This window comes from Neobacillus driksii (assembly GCF_013409995.1).
GTDB lineage: Bacteria > Bacillota > Bacilli > Bacillales > Cytobacillaceae > Neobacillus > Neobacillus driksii.
Genome location: NZ_JACCBX010000003.1, coordinates 564,402 through 582,107 on the forward strand (window position 1 = coordinate 564,402; position 17,706 = coordinate 582,107).

18 protein-coding genes and 1 pseudogene are annotated in these 17,706 nt (G+C 39.7%); 2 read left to right on the plus strand and 17 right to left on the minus strand.

Annotated elements, in window-relative coordinates; all coding sequences use genetic code 11:
* Positions 1-37: 37 nt before the first annotated feature.
* Positions 38-2,302, minus strand: a complete 2,265-nt coding sequence (secDF, locus tag F4694_RS09180) for a protein translocase subunit SecDF (RefSeq protein ID WP_179597041.1) — start codon at positions 2,300-2,302, stop codon at positions 38-40.
* 131 nt (positions 2,303-2,433) lie between these two features.
* A complete protein-coding gene (locus tag F4694_RS09185) occupies positions 2,434-2,787 on the minus strand; it encodes a post-transcriptional regulator (protein WP_218895571.1) in 354 nt (117 codons plus the stop codon).
* 71 nt (positions 2,788-2,858) lie between these two features.
* Here F4694_RS09185 and spoVB point away from each other — a divergent pair, with 71 nt between their 5' ends.
* Positions 2,859-4,409 carry a stage V sporulation protein B gene (gene spoVB, locus F4694_RS09190; protein WP_179597043.1) on the plus strand — a complete coding sequence of 517 codons (1,551 nt, stop codon included), beginning with the start codon at positions 2,859-2,861 and terminating at the stop codon, positions 4,407-4,409.
* A gap of 41 nt (positions 4,410-4,450) precedes the next feature.
* Here the strand turns inward: spoVB and F4694_RS09195 are convergent, their stop codons facing one another.
* The gene (locus tag F4694_RS09195; RefSeq protein ID WP_179597045.1) at positions 4,451-5,113 is read right to left on the minus strand and encodes a DUF421 domain-containing protein; all 663 of its coding nucleotides are present in this window, start codon (positions 5,111-5,113) and stop codon (positions 4,451-4,453) included.
* Positions 5,114-5,272: 159 nt separating this feature from the next.
* On the opposite strand from F4694_RS09195, the gene F4694_RS09200 reads away from it, so the two are divergent.
* Complete coding sequence (locus tag F4694_RS09200) at positions 5,273-5,686, plus strand: TIGR04086 family membrane protein (RefSeq protein ID WP_307309502.1); 414 nt, start codon at positions 5,273-5,275, stop codon at positions 5,684-5,686.
* Positions 5,687-5,725: 39 nt separating this feature from the next.
* Here F4694_RS09200 and yajC read toward each other — a convergent pair whose 3' ends face one another.
* From yajC to F4694_RS09270, 14 genes and pseudogenes are all read right to left on the minus strand, one after another.
* Positions 5,726-6,025, minus strand: coding sequence for a preprotein translocase subunit YajC (gene yajC / locus F4694_RS09205; RefSeq protein ID WP_179597047.1), 300 nt, complete (start codon positions 6,023-6,025; stop codon positions 5,726-5,728).
* A 28-nt stretch (positions 6,026-6,053) separates the two neighbouring features.
* A complete protein-coding gene (gene tgt / locus F4694_RS09210; RefSeq protein ID WP_179597049.1) occupies positions 6,054-7,193 on the minus strand; it encodes a tRNA guanosine(34) transglycosylase Tgt in 1,140 nt (379 codons plus the stop codon).
* Between the two features lie 28 nt (positions 7,194-7,221).
* Positions 7,222-8,250 carry a tRNA preQ1(34) S-adenosylmethionine ribosyltransferase-isomerase QueA gene (gene queA, locus F4694_RS09215; protein ID WP_179597051.1) on the minus strand — a complete coding sequence of 343 codons (1,029 nt, stop codon included), beginning with the start codon at positions 8,248-8,250 and terminating at the stop codon, positions 7,222-7,224.
* A gap of 26 nt (positions 8,251-8,276) precedes the next feature.
* The gene (gene ruvB / locus F4694_RS09220) at positions 8,277-9,278 is read right to left on the minus strand and encodes a Holliday junction branch migration DNA helicase RuvB (RefSeq protein ID WP_179597053.1); all 1,002 of its coding nucleotides are present in this window, start codon (positions 9,276-9,278) and stop codon (positions 8,277-8,279) included.
* Between the two features lie 11 nt (positions 9,279-9,289).
* On the minus strand, positions 9,290-9,901 hold the full coding sequence (ruvA, locus tag F4694_RS09225; RefSeq protein WP_179597055.1) for a Holliday junction branch migration protein RuvA: 612 nt from the start codon (positions 9,899-9,901) through the stop codon (positions 9,290-9,292).
* Positions 9,902-10,035: 134 nt separating this feature from the next.
* Positions 10,036-10,677 carry a response regulator gene (locus F4694_RS09230; protein ID WP_218895572.1) on the minus strand — a complete coding sequence of 214 codons (642 nt, stop codon included), beginning with the start codon at positions 10,675-10,677 and terminating at the stop codon, positions 10,036-10,038.
* 10 nt (positions 10,678-10,687) lie between these two features.
* The gene (locus tag F4694_RS09235; RefSeq protein WP_179597058.1) at positions 10,688-11,797 is read right to left on the minus strand and encodes a GAF domain-containing sensor histidine kinase; all 1,110 of its coding nucleotides are present in this window, start codon (positions 11,795-11,797) and stop codon (positions 10,688-10,690) included.
* 92 nt (positions 11,798-11,889) lie between these two features.
* Positions 11,890-12,261: a VOC family protein gene (locus F4694_RS09240; RefSeq protein WP_179597060.1), complete on the minus strand. Its 372-nt coding sequence runs from the start codon at positions 12,259-12,261 to the stop codon at positions 11,890-11,892.
* Between the two features lie 12 nt (positions 12,262-12,273).
* Positions 12,274-13,302 (minus strand): S-adenosylmethionine:tRNA ribosyltransferase-isomerase, encoded by a 1,029-nt coding sequence (locus F4694_RS09245; RefSeq protein WP_179597061.1) that lies wholly within the window; start codon positions 13,300-13,302, stop codon positions 12,274-12,276.
* Positions 13,302-14,021, minus strand: coding sequence for an SDR family oxidoreductase (locus tag F4694_RS09250; protein ID WP_179597063.1), 720 nt, complete (start codon positions 14,019-14,021; stop codon positions 13,302-13,304). The genes F4694_RS09245 and F4694_RS09250 overlap by 1 nt, the downstream gene beginning before the upstream one ends.
* Positions 14,022-14,434: 413 nt before the next feature.
* On the minus strand, positions 14,435-14,986 hold the full coding sequence (locus F4694_RS09255; protein ID WP_179597065.1) for an intercompartmental signaling factor BofC: 552 nt from the start codon (positions 14,984-14,986) through the stop codon (positions 14,435-14,437).
* Positions 14,987-15,118: 132 nt separating this feature from the next.
* Positions 15,119-15,817: a YhcN/YlaJ family sporulation lipoprotein gene (locus tag F4694_RS09260; RefSeq protein ID WP_179597067.1), complete on the minus strand. Its 699-nt coding sequence runs from the start codon at positions 15,815-15,817 to the stop codon at positions 15,119-15,121.
* Positions 15,818-15,917: 100 nt separating this feature from the next.
* Positions 15,918-16,910, minus strand: coding sequence for a phosphotransferase (locus F4694_RS09265; protein ID WP_257029179.1), 993 nt, complete (start codon positions 16,908-16,910; stop codon positions 15,918-15,920).
* Positions 16,882-17,706: pseudogene (locus F4694_RS09270) on the minus strand (hypothetical protein); the annotation flags it as partial. The gene F4694_RS09265 and the pseudogene F4694_RS09270, both read right to left, overlap by 29 nt.

Sequence of the window (17,706 nt, forward strand, 5' to 3'; positions counted from 1 at the left end):
GAAAAAACCGCAGAGTGACTGCGGTTTTAACATTTGTTTATACTTGAGGCTCATCAGAGTATTTTCTTTTTTCTTTTACTGTCTTTATAGTACCCTTCTTCTTAAGTTCTCTCGCTTTAAGAACTACCCAAACGTTGGTTGCAATAAAGATAGATGAGTATACCCCTGTGATTAATCCAACTAGTAATGCGATATTGAAGTTTCGGATTGATTCACTTCCAAAGAATATCATCGCAACAACGGTTATTAGTACTGTTAAGACTGTATTAACAGAACGAGTTAATGTTTGGCGAACACTTACATTTACTACATCCGCAATATCTTCAAAAGTTCTAAGTCGTTTCTTCTTCGTCAAGTTTTCACGCATTCTATCGAAGGTAACAATCGTATCATTGATTGAGTAACCTACAATGGTTAGGACTGCAGCAATAAAGGTTAGGTCAACTTCTAAGCGTGTAATACTGAAAAAGGCAACCATGAAGAAGGCATCGTGAAGCAATGAAGCAATTGCCGCCACTGCCATTGCAAATTCAAAACGGACTGTTACATAGATAATAATTCCGATTGACGCAATAACGAGAGCGATAACTCCATTTTTTGCCAGTTCTTTACCGACCGTTGGAGAAACAGTGCTTACACTTGGGTCAGTGCCAAATTCATCATGGAATGATGATTTCAGATTAGCAATTTCATCCTTCGATAATACGTCTTTCAATCGAGCAGAAGCAACTTCATTGTTATCACCCGAAAGCGTAATGTCATCTGTTTCGAGATTAAGCTTGTCAAAGGCAGCTTCAACCCGTTCTGTAGTCAACGGTTTGTCAGATAATACCTCAACCCGTGTACCATTTGAAAAATCGATGGACAGATTTAGACGGAAAATAAGGATTAGAACCAAGCCTAGAGTGATAAGTACCCCGGAAAGGATGAAGAACAATTTTCTAACCTTTACAAAATCAAATCGATCCCATCTAGTTGGCAAATCTAGTGTATCGTAATTTTCAGCAATATCCTTAATAGCAGATTTTTTAACACCAAACCAGCCGGCTTTTTTGTTTAAGAAGCCGCTATTAACCCATAAGCTTAATAATAGGCGCGAACCAAAAACAGCAGTAACAAAGCTTAACAAAATACTCACCAATAGCATGGTGGCAAAACCTTTAATAGAGCTTGTCCCATAGAAGAATAGAACTGCTGCTGTTAAAATCGTTGTTAAGTTTGAGTCAAGAATGGAGGTAAAAGCACCTTTACTACCAGCTTGGAAGGCTGATTTGATGGATTTACCAACCTTAATTTCTTCTCTAATTCGTTCGTAGGTGATGATATTTGCATCAACGGCCATACCTACCCCAAGAATAAGGGCGGCAATTCCCGGTAAGGTTAAAACACCATTCATCCAATCAAATATTAATAAAACAAGATAGATATAAACGGTTAAAGTAATGGTAGCGATAAACCCTGGAAAACGATAGTAAACAAGCATGAATAAATAAATGATAGCAATCCCGATTATTCCTGCTAATATTGTTTCATTTAATGCCTGTTCACCGAATTTAGCTCCAACTGAAGTAGAGTATACCTCTTTTAGTTTTACAGGAAGTGCACCGGCATTTAATAGTGAAGAAAGTTCTTGCGCTTCTTCTGCAGTGAAACTTCCTACAATGGATACTGTATCTTGATTAAAAATCTCTTTAACCGTTGGTGCTGATAAAAATTTCGGATTTTCTTTCGTAATTTCATTCTTAAAGGAATCTTTTCCTTCCTCAAAATCAAGCCAAATGACTAACACATTATTGGGAGCCATTTTGACAATTTCTTCGGTTACATTTTTGAACTTCTCAGCGCTCTTTAATTTTAATGAAACACTCGGCGCTCCATTTTCATCAAAAGTCTGCTTTGCTCCGCCTTCAGCTAAATCGGTACCATCCATCATAACGCGGTCATTGGCGTCACGGAAAGTAAGATTCGCTTGGGTAGACAAAATTTCCCGGGCTTCATTTTGATCGGTTACGCCTGCAAGTTGAACACGAATCCGATTTTCTCCCTCAATTTGAATATTGGGTTCGCTTACCCCCAGAACGTTTATCCGCTTGTCAAGGGCTTCAGCGGTACTGGCTAAGGTGTCTTTGTCAATTTTTTGACCCTTTTTCGCCGGAGAAACCTCATACAAAACCTCGAAACCGCCTTGAAGGTCCAAACCTAGTTTAATGTTCTTTAAAATACCTGAAGTGGTAATTCCCATTGTGCTTCCTAATAGTATTACTACTAGCAGAAAGGCGATAATTCTACTGCGCTTAACCATTATGTATTGTGTCCTCCTTAGGGCTTAGCCAAAGCACTGAATCATAAAGCCTGTATATAAAAAAATCATGCTTTTATTATGAGATAGTTTAGAAATACTGTCAATTTTATCTAAAGAAACAATAGAACAATTTATTTTAGTAATTCCTTCCATTCATCTTCATCTTCTAAATTAAAATCATTATTTTTATAAATCTCAATCGTAGTAAAGCTTATGTAATCACTGACCTTTACAGATAGGATATCATCAATAATCTCGTAGATTCTTATATCCTCTTTGATCTTCTTCCATTTCTTTTTCGTTAAAAATCCCCAAAGTCCACTATCTGATACATCGTGATAACCAAGTAAGCGAAATTCCTCCAATTTGCTGATTAATGCTGGTTTTACATCGTTAAAAAAATGATTGTACGCATGACTCTTCTCCACCTGAGTAGCCTCCCTAAATCCCTCTTCATTATCTTTAAAATCAAAACACCTTGTCATGCTTTGTCCACCCTTATGCATATAGATTAATTGTATATGAATTCTTCTTTTTTGAGAAGGTGGGAAGTAGTATGTCGAAGTTTTTAAAAGGGACCTTTATCCTATTAATAGCGGGATTAATTACGAGGGTACTCGGATTTATTAACAGAATTGTCATAGCTAGAAGTATTGGTGAAGAAGGTGTCGGCCTCTATATGATGGCGTATCCCACCTTTATCCTTGTTGTGACCTTAACTCAAATGGGACTGCCTGTCGCCATATCAAAAAATATTGCCGAGGCTGAAGCAAAAGGTAACCATCAGGAAGTTAAAAAAATTCTAGTCGTTTCTCTGGCAATAACGATTTCGTTATCATTGATTTTTACCCCAGCTTTAATTTTGTTAGCGCCTATTTTATCTACCACTCTCTTTACCGATCCAAGAACGTATTATCCTTTAGTCGCAATAGCACCTGTGGTACCTATTATTGCAGTTTCTTCCGTGTTGAGAGGTTATTTTCAGGGCAGACAAAACATGCGCCCTTCTGCTGTTTCGCAAATTTTAGAACAGCTGGTGAGGATTACTTTAATTGCCGTTATGACGAGAGCTTTCCTGCCTTATGGTATTGAATATGCTGCAGCTGCGGCCATGGTAGCGGCCATCATAGGTGAAATTGTTTCTTTACTTTATTTAATGACTACCTTTAAATTAAAGAAACGCTTTAGAGTTAGGAAGAATTTTTTCAAATCTGTTCATGCTGGGAAAAAGACATTCAAAGAGTTAATGGAAATCGCCTTACCAACAATGGGCAGCAGAATGATAGGGTCGGTATCCTGGTTTTTCGAACCTATTGTAGTTGCTCATAGTTTAGCACTTGCCGGTGTTGCCGCCGTTGCAGCCACGAAGCAATACGGTTCATTAACAGGATTTGCGATGCCTTTATTAATGCTCCCTTCGTTTATCACTTATTCTCTAGCAACATCTCTTGTACCTGCCATTAGTGAAGCCAATTCAAAAAAGAACCATAAATTGATAGAACATCGGCTGCAGCAGGCATTAAGATTTGCCTTTTTAACAGGAGGCTTATCCGTTATTGTTCTATATGTTCTAGCAGATCCACTAATGGAGCTCATGTATGGTTCCACAAAAGGCGCCTACTTTATTCGTCTTATGGCTCCGTTTTTTTTATTTTATTATTATCAAGGTCCGCTCCAAGCTGTTTTGCAGGCATTGAATTTGGCTAGAGCAGCCATGATAAACAGTTTAATTGGGGCCGTTGTAAAAACAACTGTCATCTTCTTACTTGCTTCACAGCCTTCTTTTGGTATTACAGGTGTGGCCTTAGGAATCATCGTTGGTTTTGTATTAGTAACCATACTTCATTTTGCTACCGTATTGAAGAAAATATCGTTTAGTTTTTATATACGGGATTACGTCAAAGGAGCCATCATCATGACAATCTCTGCCTACCTAGGTTATTGGCTGTTTGAGCATATTCTCCTAGGTGAACATTTAGTGGTTAGAGTTTTGTCCGCTGCCAGCGGTATGTCACTTGCTTACATTATTCTTCTAATAATCGGCGGTTTAATTAAAAAAGACGATCTCAAGAGGATACCGATTATTCGTAATCTAATCCCGGTTTAACAGCAATAAGAAGACACGCATGTTTTGCCCTGCATGTCTTCTTATTGTTCATCCATTATGTCGACAAAAAACTTACCATTCTCATAACTGCAAAATGAAATCTTCCGTAAATCACGGTATCCTAATTTTTTTAATTCCTGACGAAGCCAAAAATTGGTTTTATTTATACGCTTAAGATTTTCTTCCTCAATCGATCCATCAATAATTAATGGAATCGTAATATCCCCTTCCTTCGGTTCACCATTAGGATTACTCATTTTTTCAATGACAGATAGGCTTCCCGAAGATTCCAAAATAGCAAACTCAACATCAGCAATACTGCGGATATCCTTTTCCCTTAATTGTGTAAGTAAATCATCAAAATTGTATCTTTGCTTCCTCATTGCAGATTCATCAATTTTTCCCTTGTTGATGATAATGGTTGGTTTCCCGTCGACAAGATCGCGGAATCTTTTACTTTTTAATGATACAACAGCTAAAGAATATTGAATGATCATTAAAAATACCATTGGAAGTGCTGTATAAATCCAAGGTTTAGTGATTTCGATGATGGAAGCAACGGCCAATTCACCAATCATGATAAAAACTACCAGGTCAAGAATACTTAATTCACCAATTTCTCTTTTACCCATTACTCGAAATATTAAGAGGATTAATGCATAAAAAAGTATTGTACGCACGGCAATAGTTAAATATACTTCCACTTCATTCCGCCCCTTTTTCTTCCCTATTTATTATTTGCAAACAAGGCAAAATCATTACGGAATTGTATTCCAATTTAGAATAAAACTGTAAAAAATTTAATTCTACTTTTGGCGTACGGGGAATATGCTTGTACTAGGTAAGAAACTGTTTATCTTAGGGTGAAACTGAAGGGGGCGAGTAAAATCGAATCAAAAAGCTTTGGTACAGCTATTTTGTACGGGTTAATTTTCATCTTCTTATTTGCGATTGTCAGCAGCTTGATTTTTGCATTAATTCTTAGATTCACTTCTGTACGGGAAGTCTCACTTCAATACGTTATTACAGCGGTGTCCTTTATTGGGCTGTTTGGAGGAGGATTTTTATCCGGTGGAAAGCGAAAACAAAAGGGCTGGCTGATTGGGGGATTAACTGGCTTAATTTATAGCCTGATTGTCTTTTTATCGCAATATTTAGGTTACGATCGTCTATTTGACGTTGAACAAGTCATTTACCATGTTTGCTATACATTAATTGCCATGATGGGTGGAATTCTAGGGGTAAATATAGCAACAAGCAATTCGAGAACAGCATAGAAAAAGGAAGCCAGAGTATTTTGGCTTCCTTCTTTTTTCTTACTTTTCTAATGAAACTTCAGCTGATGTAGAAGTTTTTGCAGATTCCGTTACTTCACGAATTGCATTTCGGTCATATGTTAGACGGCTGCCGTCTCCACATTTAATCACGACTTTGTTTTCATCGATAGAATCGATAAATCCATGTAAACCGCCAATCGTGACAATTTTATCACCTTTTTTCAATTCGTTCTGCATTTGAGCAACTGCTTTAGTACGTTTTTGCTGCGGACGAATTAGTAGGAAATAAAATAATACAAACATTAATATTAATGGAATGATTGAACCTAGTCCTTGCATTTGTTTCCCTCCTTTCAATAATCATCTATTAGAAATTTTTCGCGTTCGGTTTGTTAAAACCATAACGTTCAAAAAACTCTTCTCGGAAATCACCAAGCCGGTCCTCACGGATAGCTTGTCTGACCTTCTCCATTAATCTTAACAGAAAATAGAGATTATGGTAACTAGTTAATCTAATTCCAAAAGTTTCATCACATTTAATTAAGTGACGAATGTATGCCCTGCTATAGTTTCGGCATGTGTAGCAATCACAATCTGGGTCGAGCGGGCCGAAATCCTTAGCAAATTGCGCATTTTTCACAACGAGACGACCAGTACTGGTCATCAAGGTACCATTTCTGGCAATTCGAGTTGGCAGAACGCAGTCAAACATATCAATCCCACGAATCGCTCCATCAATTAAGGAATCCGGTGACCCAACGCCCATCAGGTAACGTGGTTTGTTTGTCGGTAATAATGGTGTGGTGAATTCAAGTACGCGATTCATCACGTCCTTTGGCTCACCCACAGAAAGTCCGCCCACTGCATATCCAGGGAAATCAAGGGATACTAAGTCTTTGGCGCTCTGCTTCCGAAGCTCCTCATACTCTCCACCTTGAACAATTCCAAAGAGTCCTTGATCATTCGGTCTTTGATGAGCATTTAAACAACGCTCTGCCCAACGAGAAGTTCTCTCTACTGATTTTTGCATGTATTCATATGTTGCTGGGAATGGTGGACATTCATCAAATGCCATCATAATATCAGAGCCAAGGTCATTTTGAATTTCCATTGCTTTTTCAGGTGATAAAAATAATCTCTCACCGCTCATATGGTTACGGAAATGAACGCCCTCTTCCTCAATTTTACGGAACTCACTCAAACTGAAAACCTGGAACCCGCCAGAATCAGTTAAAATAGCACGGTCCCAGTTCATAAATTTATGCAGGCCGCCAGCCTCCCGTATAATTTCATTTCCAGGACGGAGCCATAAGTGATAGGTATTACTTAAAATAATACCAGCACCCATCTCTTTTAAATCCTCAGGAGACATCGTTTTAACAGTAGCAAGAGTTCCTACCGGCATAAATGCAGGTGTGTCAAAGGAGCCATGCGGCGTATGTACTCTTCCTAAACGGGCACCTGTTTGTTTGCATGTTTTTATAAATTCATAGCGAATCGCAGTCAAATTCTCTTTCTCCTTCCGTTACATTAACCTAGATGATGAGCATGGCGTCCCCAAAGCTGAAAAAGCGATATCGCTCATTTACAGCTGTATTATAGGCATGCAAAATATTATCTCTTCCGGCTAACGCACTTACAAGCATTATTAAAGTGGATTTTGGCAGGTGGAAGTTCGTAATCATTCCATCTATTGCCTTAAATTGGTAACCCGGATAAATGAAAATGTTGGTCCAGCCGCTGCTTTCAATGAAGGTACCATTGTTCTCTGAAGCAATGGTTTCAAGCGTCCGAGTTGAGGTAGTACCAACGGTAATAATTCTGCCGCCATTACGTCGGACTTCATTTAATAATCGGGCTGTCCCTTCTGTAATCATATAAAATTCCGCGTGCATATCATGCTCTAACACATCATCCACACTAACCGGCCTGAACGTTCCTAGCCCAACATGAAGGGTAATAAACGTTACGTGGACACCCTTTTCTCTAACTTCATTCAGCAGCTCTTCCGTAAAATGGAGCCCAGCGGTTGGGGCTGCAGCTGATCCTGGCTCCCGGGCATATACAGTTTGATACCTGTCTCTGTCGTCAAGCTGCTCTTTAATATAAGGAGGTAATGGCATTTCTCCTAATCGATCAAGCAGCTCATAAAAAATACCCTCATAGTTGAATTCCAATACTCTTCCACCATGCTCAGAGGTTCCAGTACATACTGCAGTTAACAGTCCATCACCAAAATCAAGTTCAGTTCCCTCTTTAACACGCTTTGCAGGCTTCACAAGCGTTTCCCACTTATCGCCTTCCAGCTGTTTCAATAGTAAAACTTCAATTTTCGCACCTGTATCCTTTTTCACACCAAAAAGGCGTGCCGGAAGTACCTTTGTATCGTTTAAGACAAGGCAATCCCCTTCACGCAGGTATTCACTAATATTTTTAAAAATATCATGCTTTAATTCGCCTGTTTCCTTATTCACAACCATTAATCTGCTATCCGTCCGGTTTTGAAGCGGAACTTGAGCAATCAGCTCTTCAGGCAAATGAAAATCAAATAAATCTACCTTCATAAAATACATCCCTACTTATCAATAAATTACTGTTTTGGCGGCTCCATGCCAAAGTGGCGATAGACTAAATCTGTGACCACTCTTCCTCTTGGTGTTCTTTGTAAAAAGCCAATTTGCAGTAAATACGGTTCATAAACATCTTCGATTGTTTCTGATTCTTCTCCTATAGATGCCGCAATAGTATCAAGTCCCACCGGTCCGCCACGGAATCTTTCAATAATTCCTTTTAACAGCTTATGGTCAATATGATCAAGTCCAAGTTTATCTACCTGCAGGAGCTCCAAAGACTCCCTAGCCAAAGTTATATCAATTTCACCATTACCTTTTACCTGTGCAAAATCTCTTACCCTGCGAAGTAAACGGTTGGCGATCCTTGGGGTTCCCCTAGCACGTCTGGCAATTTCAGCAGCAGATTGGTCGTCTATCTTTGTTTCAAATAAATCTGCCGTTCGGAGGACGATATTTTTCAATTGGTCTTCTTTATAATACTCGAGTCTACTCAAAACTCCAAATCTGTCACGAAGCGGAGCGGATAAAGAGCCTGCCCTCGTCGTTGCCCCAACAAGCGTAAACGGCGGGAGGTCCAGACGCACGGAACGCGCACTCGGTCCTTTGCCAATAACAATATCCAGACAAAAATCCTCCATCGCCGGATAAAGAACCTCTTCAATCTGTCTAGGCAGCCGGTGGATTTCATCAATAAATAAAACGTCACCAGGTTCAAGTGCAGTAAGAATTGCCGCTAAATCACCCGGTCTTTCAATAGCAGGACCAGAGGTGGTACGGATGTTTACACCCATTTCATTGGCAATAATGACAGCAAGTGTGGTCTTTCCTAACCCAGGTGGTCCATATAAAAGAACATGGTCCAATGTTTCCTTGCGAAGTCTTGCCGCTTCAATGAAAATCTCAAGACTTTTTTTCACTTGATCCTGACCAATGTATTGTTTTAGCGTTTGCGGTCTGAGGCTTTGCTCTAAGGAGATTTCGCTCTGGTCTGCTTCACTAGAAATAATTCTCTCATCCATGAATAATCACCTTATTTTAAAAGCCGCTGCAGGGCTTTTTTAATATATTGGTCGGTTGACAGCTGTTCTTTTCGTAACTCTGGTGAAATCTTTTTCACTTCTTTGTCTGAATAGCCAAGAGCTTTTAATGCAAGAATTGCCTCTTCAAAAGCATGATTGGTAGACAGTGCTGTAATTGGTAATGTATCAGCGTTAAATAAATTCGGAAAATAATCAGGAACAATATCCTGTAATTTTCCTTTTAAATCAAGAATCATTTGTCTAGCCGTTTTTTTGCCCACCCCTGGGAACTTGATTAGGTAGCTTTCATCCTCATTTTCAATCGCTGAAACAACCTGCTGCACCTCACCAGATGCTAAAATCGCTAATGCACCTTTAGGTCCGATTCCTGAAACATTCAACAATTTCGTAAACAGTTTTTTTTCTTCTCTTGTTTCAAAGCCATATAACGCGATTAAATCTTCACGAACATAATGATATGTAAAGACAGTAACATTAGTATTCATTTTACTAGAATAAATAAACGGATTAGGTGTTGAAATTTGATAGCCAATCCCATTATTCTCAATCACAATATATTCAGGACACACAAACTCAAGCGAGCCTTTAATAAATTCGTACAATCGCTTTCTCTCCCCCAGTGTTTCATGTATTCCATTCTAACATATAAATATAAAGGATTTGAAAAAGAAGGTTGTGAAGATAAAGAGAAAAAGTTTTCTGTTAAATTAAAATAGCGACCTTATTTGGTCGCTGGTTACTCGACAAGTTGATTCTTAACTGCAAAAAGAGCTGCTTGCGTACGGTCGGCTACTTCTAGTTTAGCCAGGAGATTGGATACATGCGTTTTCACCGTTTTTTCAGTTATAAATAGTGTAGATGCGATTTCCTTATTACTTTTTCCTTTGGCAATTTCCTTAAGAACATCTAGCTCTCTTTTTGTTAGCTGTTCTAATAAATTTCTCTCTTTATTTTCTTTATTTGATAGGTTTGCAAGCAGATGAGAGGTGGCTTTGGGATGAAGCTGATTTTCACCACTCATGATTTTTCTAATACAATCAATTAATTCATCAGGCTCAATGTCTTTTAACTGATAGCCTGAAGCACCAGCTTCTAACGCTGGAATGACATGATCTTGATCAGAAAAACTTGTCAACATCAAGATTTTTATTTCAGGCATTTCCGTTTTTATTATTTTTGTGGCCTGTATACCGTCCATCTCCGGCATTACGAGATCCATCAGAACAAGGTCAGGTTTCAACGTTCGTGTTAGTTCCACCGCCTCTCTGCCATTTCCCGCTTCTCCGATAATTTCAATATCTTTTTGTGTTTTTAGAAAAAAAGCCAGTCCACGTCTTACAACATGATGATCATCTGTGATTAATATACGAATCCCCATTGTTCTCCCCCTAAATTGGAATTTGTATTTGAATCTCTGTACCTTTTCCTGGTTCACTGTTTATGTGGAACGTCCCGTTTAAGCCCTCTGTTCGTGCTTTCATATTTTTCAATCCGAACGATGCCAGTTCAAAACTCTCATCATAATAGAACCCACAGCCCTGATCTTGAATTTTCATTGTTACAGAATCACTGCTTCTATTTAACAATAACGACACATGTGTTGTTTGAGAATGCTTTTTACAATTGCCAAGTGCTTCCTGTCCAATTCTCCACAGTGCTTCTTCCACTTTCTCAGGAAAACTAGAGATTCCACTTAATTTTGCTTCTATCGTTAAACCCAACATCTCTGCATAGCTGCTTAATGCACTAACGATTCCATTTTCAAGTCCTTGAGGTTTTAACTGCCAAATCAGTGCCCTCATTTCCCCGAGCGCGTCCTGTGCGAGGTCCTGAATATAGGAAAAGGTTTGTTTAACCTCTTCGTTTTCTGTCATTTCTCTGCCCGCTCTAGCAGTTAGGCTTAGCGAAAAAAGTAATTGATTAACGGAATCATGCAAATCTCTGGCAAGTCGATTCCGCTCGGAGATCAATGCAGTCGCTTGTTCCCTTTGGGTTAATTTTATTCTTTTTAGTGCAGTTCCGATTTGAAAGGCAACAGCCTCAAGTAAGGCAAGTTCATCTCTTTGAAAGTGAGTTTTATTAGGAGATCCGACATTTAATAATCCAAATCGCTCATTTCCAGCCCTTAAGGGGACGGTGGCATGATGAGTCAAACCGCCTGTGTCACCGGCTTTTTCAAGAATTACATTTTCAATTCGCTGACATTCGATAATGTTGACCGCCTTATTCAATTTACCGCTATTATATCGCCCCACACACCAGCAATCGCCCTGACACATTCTTTGGTAATCGTTATCTGCTAAAACTTCCGGGAGTGACTCTTTGACAGCCAGCTGATGTGCCCCTTTTTCATCGATTAAAAAAATCCAGCCGGTTTGCAGTCCAGTCAGGTTTAAAAGTTTTCTTAAAACCCCTGCTAAAACGGTCTTGGAATCTGTCCCTTCATTCAATAACTCAGCAATTTCCTTTAAGATACTGATTTCTTCATTTCTGGACATTTCAACCTCTCCCAATTTTCTATCTAATGATTAAATCATAGTCGCAGCATAAACTTATAGGCAAGCAGGAAGTAACGAAAAAGCTGACGTTTTTATTTGTCAGCTTTTCTTCCAATCTGCATGAACTCGATTATCTCATTCTCAGGTCCCTGATAAAAAATAGTTTCCCAGCCATTTTCAAGCTTATAGGGACCGTCGATTGCGAAGATACCATTTTCATTAAAATGCTGGGTTACATCATCTATGCTGTCGACCTCAAAGCATAGATGAATGGATGAATGGTTATTGGATGATTGTTCTGTGGTAGAAATCAGTTCCATTCGAAAATTATCAGCTTTTAAAAAGATAATCTTCTCTCCACCAAAAAGAAAACGGCTTTCTTCCTGAAGACCGATATATTTTTGATAGAATGCCGCCGATGTCTCCAAATCCTTTACTTCAATCGCAATATGGTGAAAGTGCATAGTAATACCCCTTTATAAAATTAAATTCATATCCCCAAATTCATGCCACAAGTACCGCTCTCCAATTGCCTCTTGATAGGCATTCCATAACAAATTTTGAGGTACGAACGCAGTCAGCATATCTAAATGGCTCGCCTTTGGTTCATGGAGACCGGTAATAATGCCATCTACCATTTTCAATTTGAAATTTTGATTGATGTAAAGATTGGTAATGCCATTCAACTCCCCAGTAATCCCTGCGCTTTCTAGTGCTCTCACTACCGTAGTACCAACTGCAATTACCCGGCCGCCTGACGCTTTTGTTTTACAAATTTTTTCAATCGTTTTTCCGGAAAGATGGTATTCTTCGTAATTATCAGCCGGCGATGTCTCCAATTCATCATCCAACAAATAACTAAGACCCGTATGAAGCTGAATAAAATCGAGCTCAATCCCCTTCCTCTGAAGGGTAAATAGCAGTTCCCAGCTGAATGCTCTGCCTGCGGAAGGCATTTCTACTGAGCCAGGATGGCTGGCAAATACGGTTTGATAGTAGTCCAACCCCCATTTGTTATGAATATATTCATAACGAACGGGTTCCCCAATAGCATAAATACTATTAAAAAGGTCTGTACCTTTTTTGGAGAAAAGGATTGTTTTGAGCGGGGAGCCCTCTTTCATATCAATAACGACTGCAGATAGGTCGGATGAAAATTGCAGGATATCACCTAATCTAGCTTCCTCTGTCACGACTAAAGCGTCCCAAGTCTCTTCATTGCGTCGTCTTGCAAGTCTAATTTCAACTTCTTGCAGGATACGTTTTGTATTTCTATATAAACCTGCCTTTAAAATGGCGGGTACTGTTCGGCTGTTGTTCATGACAACCAGGTCCCCAGGCTTTAAGTAATCAGCAAGCCGAAAGAATTTGTCATGGCTGACAGAACCTGTATTTTTATTTAAAACCATCATCCTAACATGATCTCTTCTAATGCCCCTCCGTTCAGGTGGATGAGAAGCATTTAACTCAGAAGGTAAATAGAAATCAAATGCAGTGGCAGTCATTACAATCCCTCCCCCGTAAACTCTTGAGCTTCAAACCGCTGACCTGTTACTCCAAGTGACTTATCTGAAGCTAGATATAAAAACACGTTAACGACATCTTCTGGTTTTGCTAATGGATAATCACAGTCAGGAACCGCTAATTGGTGCATGTCTGTATCCATTTCACCCGGATCCACCATATTTACTCGTACATTCGTAGAGCTTAATTCATCTGCCCAGGTCTCTGTCAGACCCTCAACAGCAAATTTCGAAATACCGTATGCACCCCAGCCAGCATACCCCACATGCCCTGCTTCTGAAGTTACATTAATGATAGAGCCCTGATCGCGCTGCAGCATACCAGGAATCACTCTTCTGGCTACGAGGAATGGGGAGATGGAATTAACTCGTAACACTTCAGCAAAATCCTCTTCTGGATAGTCAAGCAATAATGGCATTGGACTTGGTCCGAGAATCGAAGCATTATTTATGAGAATATCAATTTGACCAAATGCCTCTTCAGTCATGGCGACAAATCGTTCTACATCTCTAGTTAGTGAAATATCTGCTGTTACAGCGAGTACTTCTGCACCAAATGCTTCTGCCTCTTCCTTAACTTTTGACAAGCCTCTCGATGTTCTCGAACAAATCGCTAACCGCGCTCCTTCTTTTGCAAATGCTAGTGTTAATGCTCTGCCTAAACCTTTAGAGGCACCCGTAATCATAACAACTTTTTTCATTTCAATCGCTCCTTTAAGTGTTTTTCTTGATGTCTTTAGCTTAAAGGATTCTGGAAATACTTCCCTCAGAAAAAAGCTTGAACTTTAACTACAACTTTAGGATGAGAAAACAGGTTTAGGTGAGCGAATTCTTATTGAAGACGCAAAATGGACCTCATGAATGATTCATGAAGCCCAAAAGCCTATTGAAAATGCAATAATGGACCTCATATAGTGTTCATGAAGCCCAATATCTTTTAAAAAAACAAAAATGGGCCTCATGAAGGGGTTATGAAGCCCAAAATCCTTTTAAAAAGCAAAAACGGGCCTCATGAAGCGCTCATGAATGGTTCATGAAGCCCAAAATCCTTTTAGAAACGCAATAATGGACCCCAATGAATAGTTCATGAAGCCCAGAATCCTTTAGGGTATAATTATTCTTGCATCGAATAAGGCTTAAATGTTTCTAGTACCTCTACATAACGGTCTCTTGTCTTAATTGGAATACCTTGAATCAGCTCTTCTTGCTTTTTGCTTTCGAGCTTTTTCACATCTATCTGAAAAAAAGATTGAATGATTCGGGATGGATCGGGACGGCCATTATAAATGGTCAACACGCCATCATCAGTAATTCCAAAATAGCCATTCGTTTTTAGTAATGGTGAAATATCATCCACTTGTTTTCTAAACACCATAGTGGATTCATCCATATCAACTAACTGCCATTGCTCATATTTGGCCCAAAAGTTTTCAATAGACCAGTAAGAATCAAGAACTACTTCCTCACTCATTTCTCCATCAAGATAGATTCTTTCTAAAATAATGGTCAATTGCTGAGGTTCCGACTTTTGTTGATCCTGATGGTTTTTCATTTGTTCGGCGAAAACAGTTTCTACTATTCCTGGCACCATTCCGATAGACATGAAGAGAACAACCGTAACAAAGGCTAAACCAAGCCGATACTGAGCTACCCAATTGAACCTCATGCATAATCACCTCTTATTATTAGAGCTCTAACTCATCTTCAATACTAGTTTAGCCTTATTTTCCCTTTTTATCCTATTTGAAAAAAATGAAAGAGACAAAGCCACTTTCAGCTTTGCCTCTCATTCATTTTTTTATTTACGGCTATTAGGTTCTAATGGTTGAGAATCGTTGTTTCTGTTACGGTCACGTCCAATTGTTCCATCATCCGTAATAACCTGAACTGATCTCCCGCCGGCCAAAGGCTTAACTGCGTCTTGGATAGCCTTTTTGGTTTCCTCAGTTCGATTGTTATTGTTTAATTTGACAGAAACCATTACTGAATTGCCGTAAACAACTGAGCGAACCTGTTGAACATTTTCCACGTCTGCCACTCTGCTTTTAATTCTTTCTGTGATACGATCTTGAGATTCAGGCTTCGTTGTCGTACCTGTATTCCCAAGTCTTTGATTCATATGACCATGATAATTCGCATCACTGGTACTAAACTTATTATCCCTTTGGAAAAAGTTATGGTCATGGTTTGCAAGTGGTTTTGTTGGGTTTGGCGGATTACCATTTTCATCTCTATCACTAAACCTTTTTCTTCGTTCTTCATTATTGGATTGGTTTTCAACACCAAGATTATGGTCCATATATTCTGTTACTGGACCATCATTATCCCCAGGCATTCCATTAGAACCGTTTTTATGGTTTTCATCGGAATAGTAGCCCACCGGCTGGCCCATGTTTTTGTTATCGTTGTTCGTAGCAGCACGGTCATCATTTGCACAACCTGACAGCCCAACAGCTAGTAAGGCGGACAGAGGAATCATCCACTGTTTCAAGTTCAAGCGAAAAACCCCCTCTAGGATGCATGAGCAAAATAAATATGCTCATGGTTAGGTTGTGAGCTCCTGAGGGGATTTATTCTGCCAGAATAGTCCATGAGAATTAGTTCGTCATCAATTGTAAACGATCAATAAATTTTTTCCTTGAATAAAACTGACCATTCGTTAACTCCACAACTTGATTATATTTTTTGTGGTCTCTATACGAACCTTCACGAATAAGTCTGTTCCATTCGCGGAAAATATCTGCAGGGTATGCTAATGCGTATAGAAATGCCTTCTCATTCAAAAGATCTTCATATTGTGGAAACTGAGCCAGCCTGTCAAATGACCAGTCCAAACTAGGGAGAATTCGATTCGCATATTGTAAATAATCTAGGGACGCTGGACCAATACTAATTAAATCAAAATCAATCAGATGTAAAACTCCATTCGTATCACGTAAGAAATTATGATGTGCCACGTCTCCGTGAAGAATGCAAAATGGCTCATTCAAAAACATTGATCGATTTTTTTCCATTCCACTAAGCGACCATTGTGCCCAATTTATCATGTCCGCCAATACTTTATCATTTATAAAGTATTTCAAAGTAGAGATATTGGAGGAAAAGGTTTTACCTCTGTCTCTCCATTTTTCAATAATTATCCCTTTTGGGATTAGTGTTCGATACCTTGATTCAAAGGATGACGTTACTTGATGGTACTGTTCTAAAAGTTCAAGCCCCTCCTGCCGATTTTTCTGTGATTGGAATGAAAAAGGTATTCGATTCGGGGGAATGTATTCCATACACCCAAAATAGGTCCCTTCAAAAAAGAGAGGTTCTTTTATTTGGGGATGGACAAATAGATAGGTTTTTGAAAAACCTTCTTTCCTAAGTGTAGCAGTAAATGCTTCCTGCAGGCGAAGTCGTTTATTTGTATGGAACCCTTTAAGCATATAAGAAGTTTTATCCGTTTTTATCCGAATCACACTTTTCCGATAAGGCACCATTTCCACTATATTTTCTTTAAATTGCGAACGTAAATAAGAGAGGAGACGAATGAAATAATCATCGTCTCCTTTTTGCTTAAAAGTCATACTCATTGCTTTCATCATCGTAACGCATCATTCCATCCATAGGTCCCATTCCATACGGGTTCATAAATGGAGGCTGCGCTACATTTGTTGGTCCTGTATATGGTGCGCTATAAATTGGCGGCGTTGGCGGCACGAAGTTATATTGTGGTACAGCTTGTGGTTGCGGTCCACCACAGCCACAGTCACCACCTGCTCCTACTGGTAAGCCGCCCTGTGCAGGAAATTGCTGTTGCATGGATGGCATTTGACCGCCTTCATAAGGCATTCCCATTTCTGGTGCCTCAAAATCTTGAGCTCCCATTGCCTGCGGTGAAGGGCCCATTTGTGGGTATCCAAATGGCATTTGTCCTCCCATTCCTGGTTGACCGAAGTCTGCTCCCATTGGTCCTCCCATTCCTGATTGGTCAAAGCCTGCTCCCATTGGTCCTCCCATTCCTGGCTGACCGAAGCCTGCTCCCATTGGTCCTCCCATTCCTGGTTGACCGAAGCCTGCTCCCGTTGGTCCTCCCATTCCTGGCTGACCGAAGCCTGCTCCCATTGGTCCTCCCATTCCTGGCTGACCGAAGCCTGCTCCCATTGGTCCTCCCATTCCTGATTGGTCAAAGCCTGCTCCCATTGGTCCTCCCATTCCTGATTGGTCAAAGCCTGCTCCCATTGGTCCTCCCATTCCTGATTGGTCAAAGCCTGCTCCCATTGGTCCTCCCATTCCTGATTGGTCAAAGCCTGCTCCCATTGGTCCTCCCATTCCTGATTGGTCAAAGCCTGCTCCCATTGGTCCTCCCATTCCTGATTGGTCAAAGCCTGCTCCCATTGG

What these genes read in the sequence shown, in the direction of transcription:
- secDF (WP_179597041.1), bottom strand. Translation starts at nt 2,302, where the DNA reads ATGGTTAAGCGCAGTAGAATTATCGCCTTTCTGCTAGTAGTAATACTA.
- yajC (WP_179597047.1), bottom strand. Translation starts at nt 6,025, where the DNA reads ATGCAAGGACTAGGTTCAATCATTCCATTAATATTAATGTTTGTATTA.
- ruvB (WP_179597053.1), bottom strand. Translation starts at nt 9,278, where the DNA reads ATGGATGAGAGAATTATTTCTAGTGAAGCAGACCAGAGCGAAATCTCC.
- F4694_RS09235 (WP_179597058.1), bottom strand. Translation starts at nt 11,797, where the DNA reads ATGTCCAGAAATGAAGAAATCAGTATCTTAAAGGAAATTGCTGAGTTA.
- F4694_RS09240 (WP_179597060.1), bottom strand. Translation starts at nt 12,261, where the DNA reads ATGCACTTTCACCATATTGCGATTGAAGTAAAGGATTTGGAGACATCG.
- F4694_RS09185 (WP_218895571.1), bottom strand. Translation starts at nt 2,787, where the DNA reads ATGACAAGGTGTTTTGATTTTAAAGATAATGAAGAGGGATTTAGGGAG.
- F4694_RS09245 (WP_179597061.1), bottom strand. Translation starts at nt 13,302, where the DNA reads ATGACTGCCACTGCATTTGATTTCTATTTACCTTCTGAGTTAAATGCT.
- queA (WP_179597051.1), bottom strand. Translation starts at nt 8,250, where the DNA reads ATGAAGGTAGATTTATTTGATTTTCATTTGCCTGAAGAGCTGATTGCT.
- F4694_RS09255 (WP_179597065.1), bottom strand. Translation starts at nt 14,986, where the DNA reads ATGAGGTTCAATTGGGTAGCTCAGTATCGGCTTGGTTTAGCCTTTGTT.
- spoVB (WP_179597043.1), top strand. Translation starts at nt 2,859, where the DNA reads ATGTCGAAGTTTTTAAAAGGGACCTTTATCCTATTAATAGCGGGATTA.
- F4694_RS09265 (WP_257029179.1), bottom strand. Translation starts at nt 16,910, where the DNA reads ATGATGAAAGCAATGAGTATGACTTTTAAGCAAAAAGGAGACGATGAT.
- F4694_RS09250 (WP_179597063.1), bottom strand. Translation starts at nt 14,021, where the DNA reads ATGAAAAAAGTTGTTATGATTACGGGTGCCTCTAAAGGTTTAGGCAGA.
- F4694_RS09230 (WP_218895572.1), bottom strand. Translation starts at nt 10,677, where the DNA reads ATGGGGATTCGTATATTAATCACAGATGATCATCATGTTGTAAGACGT.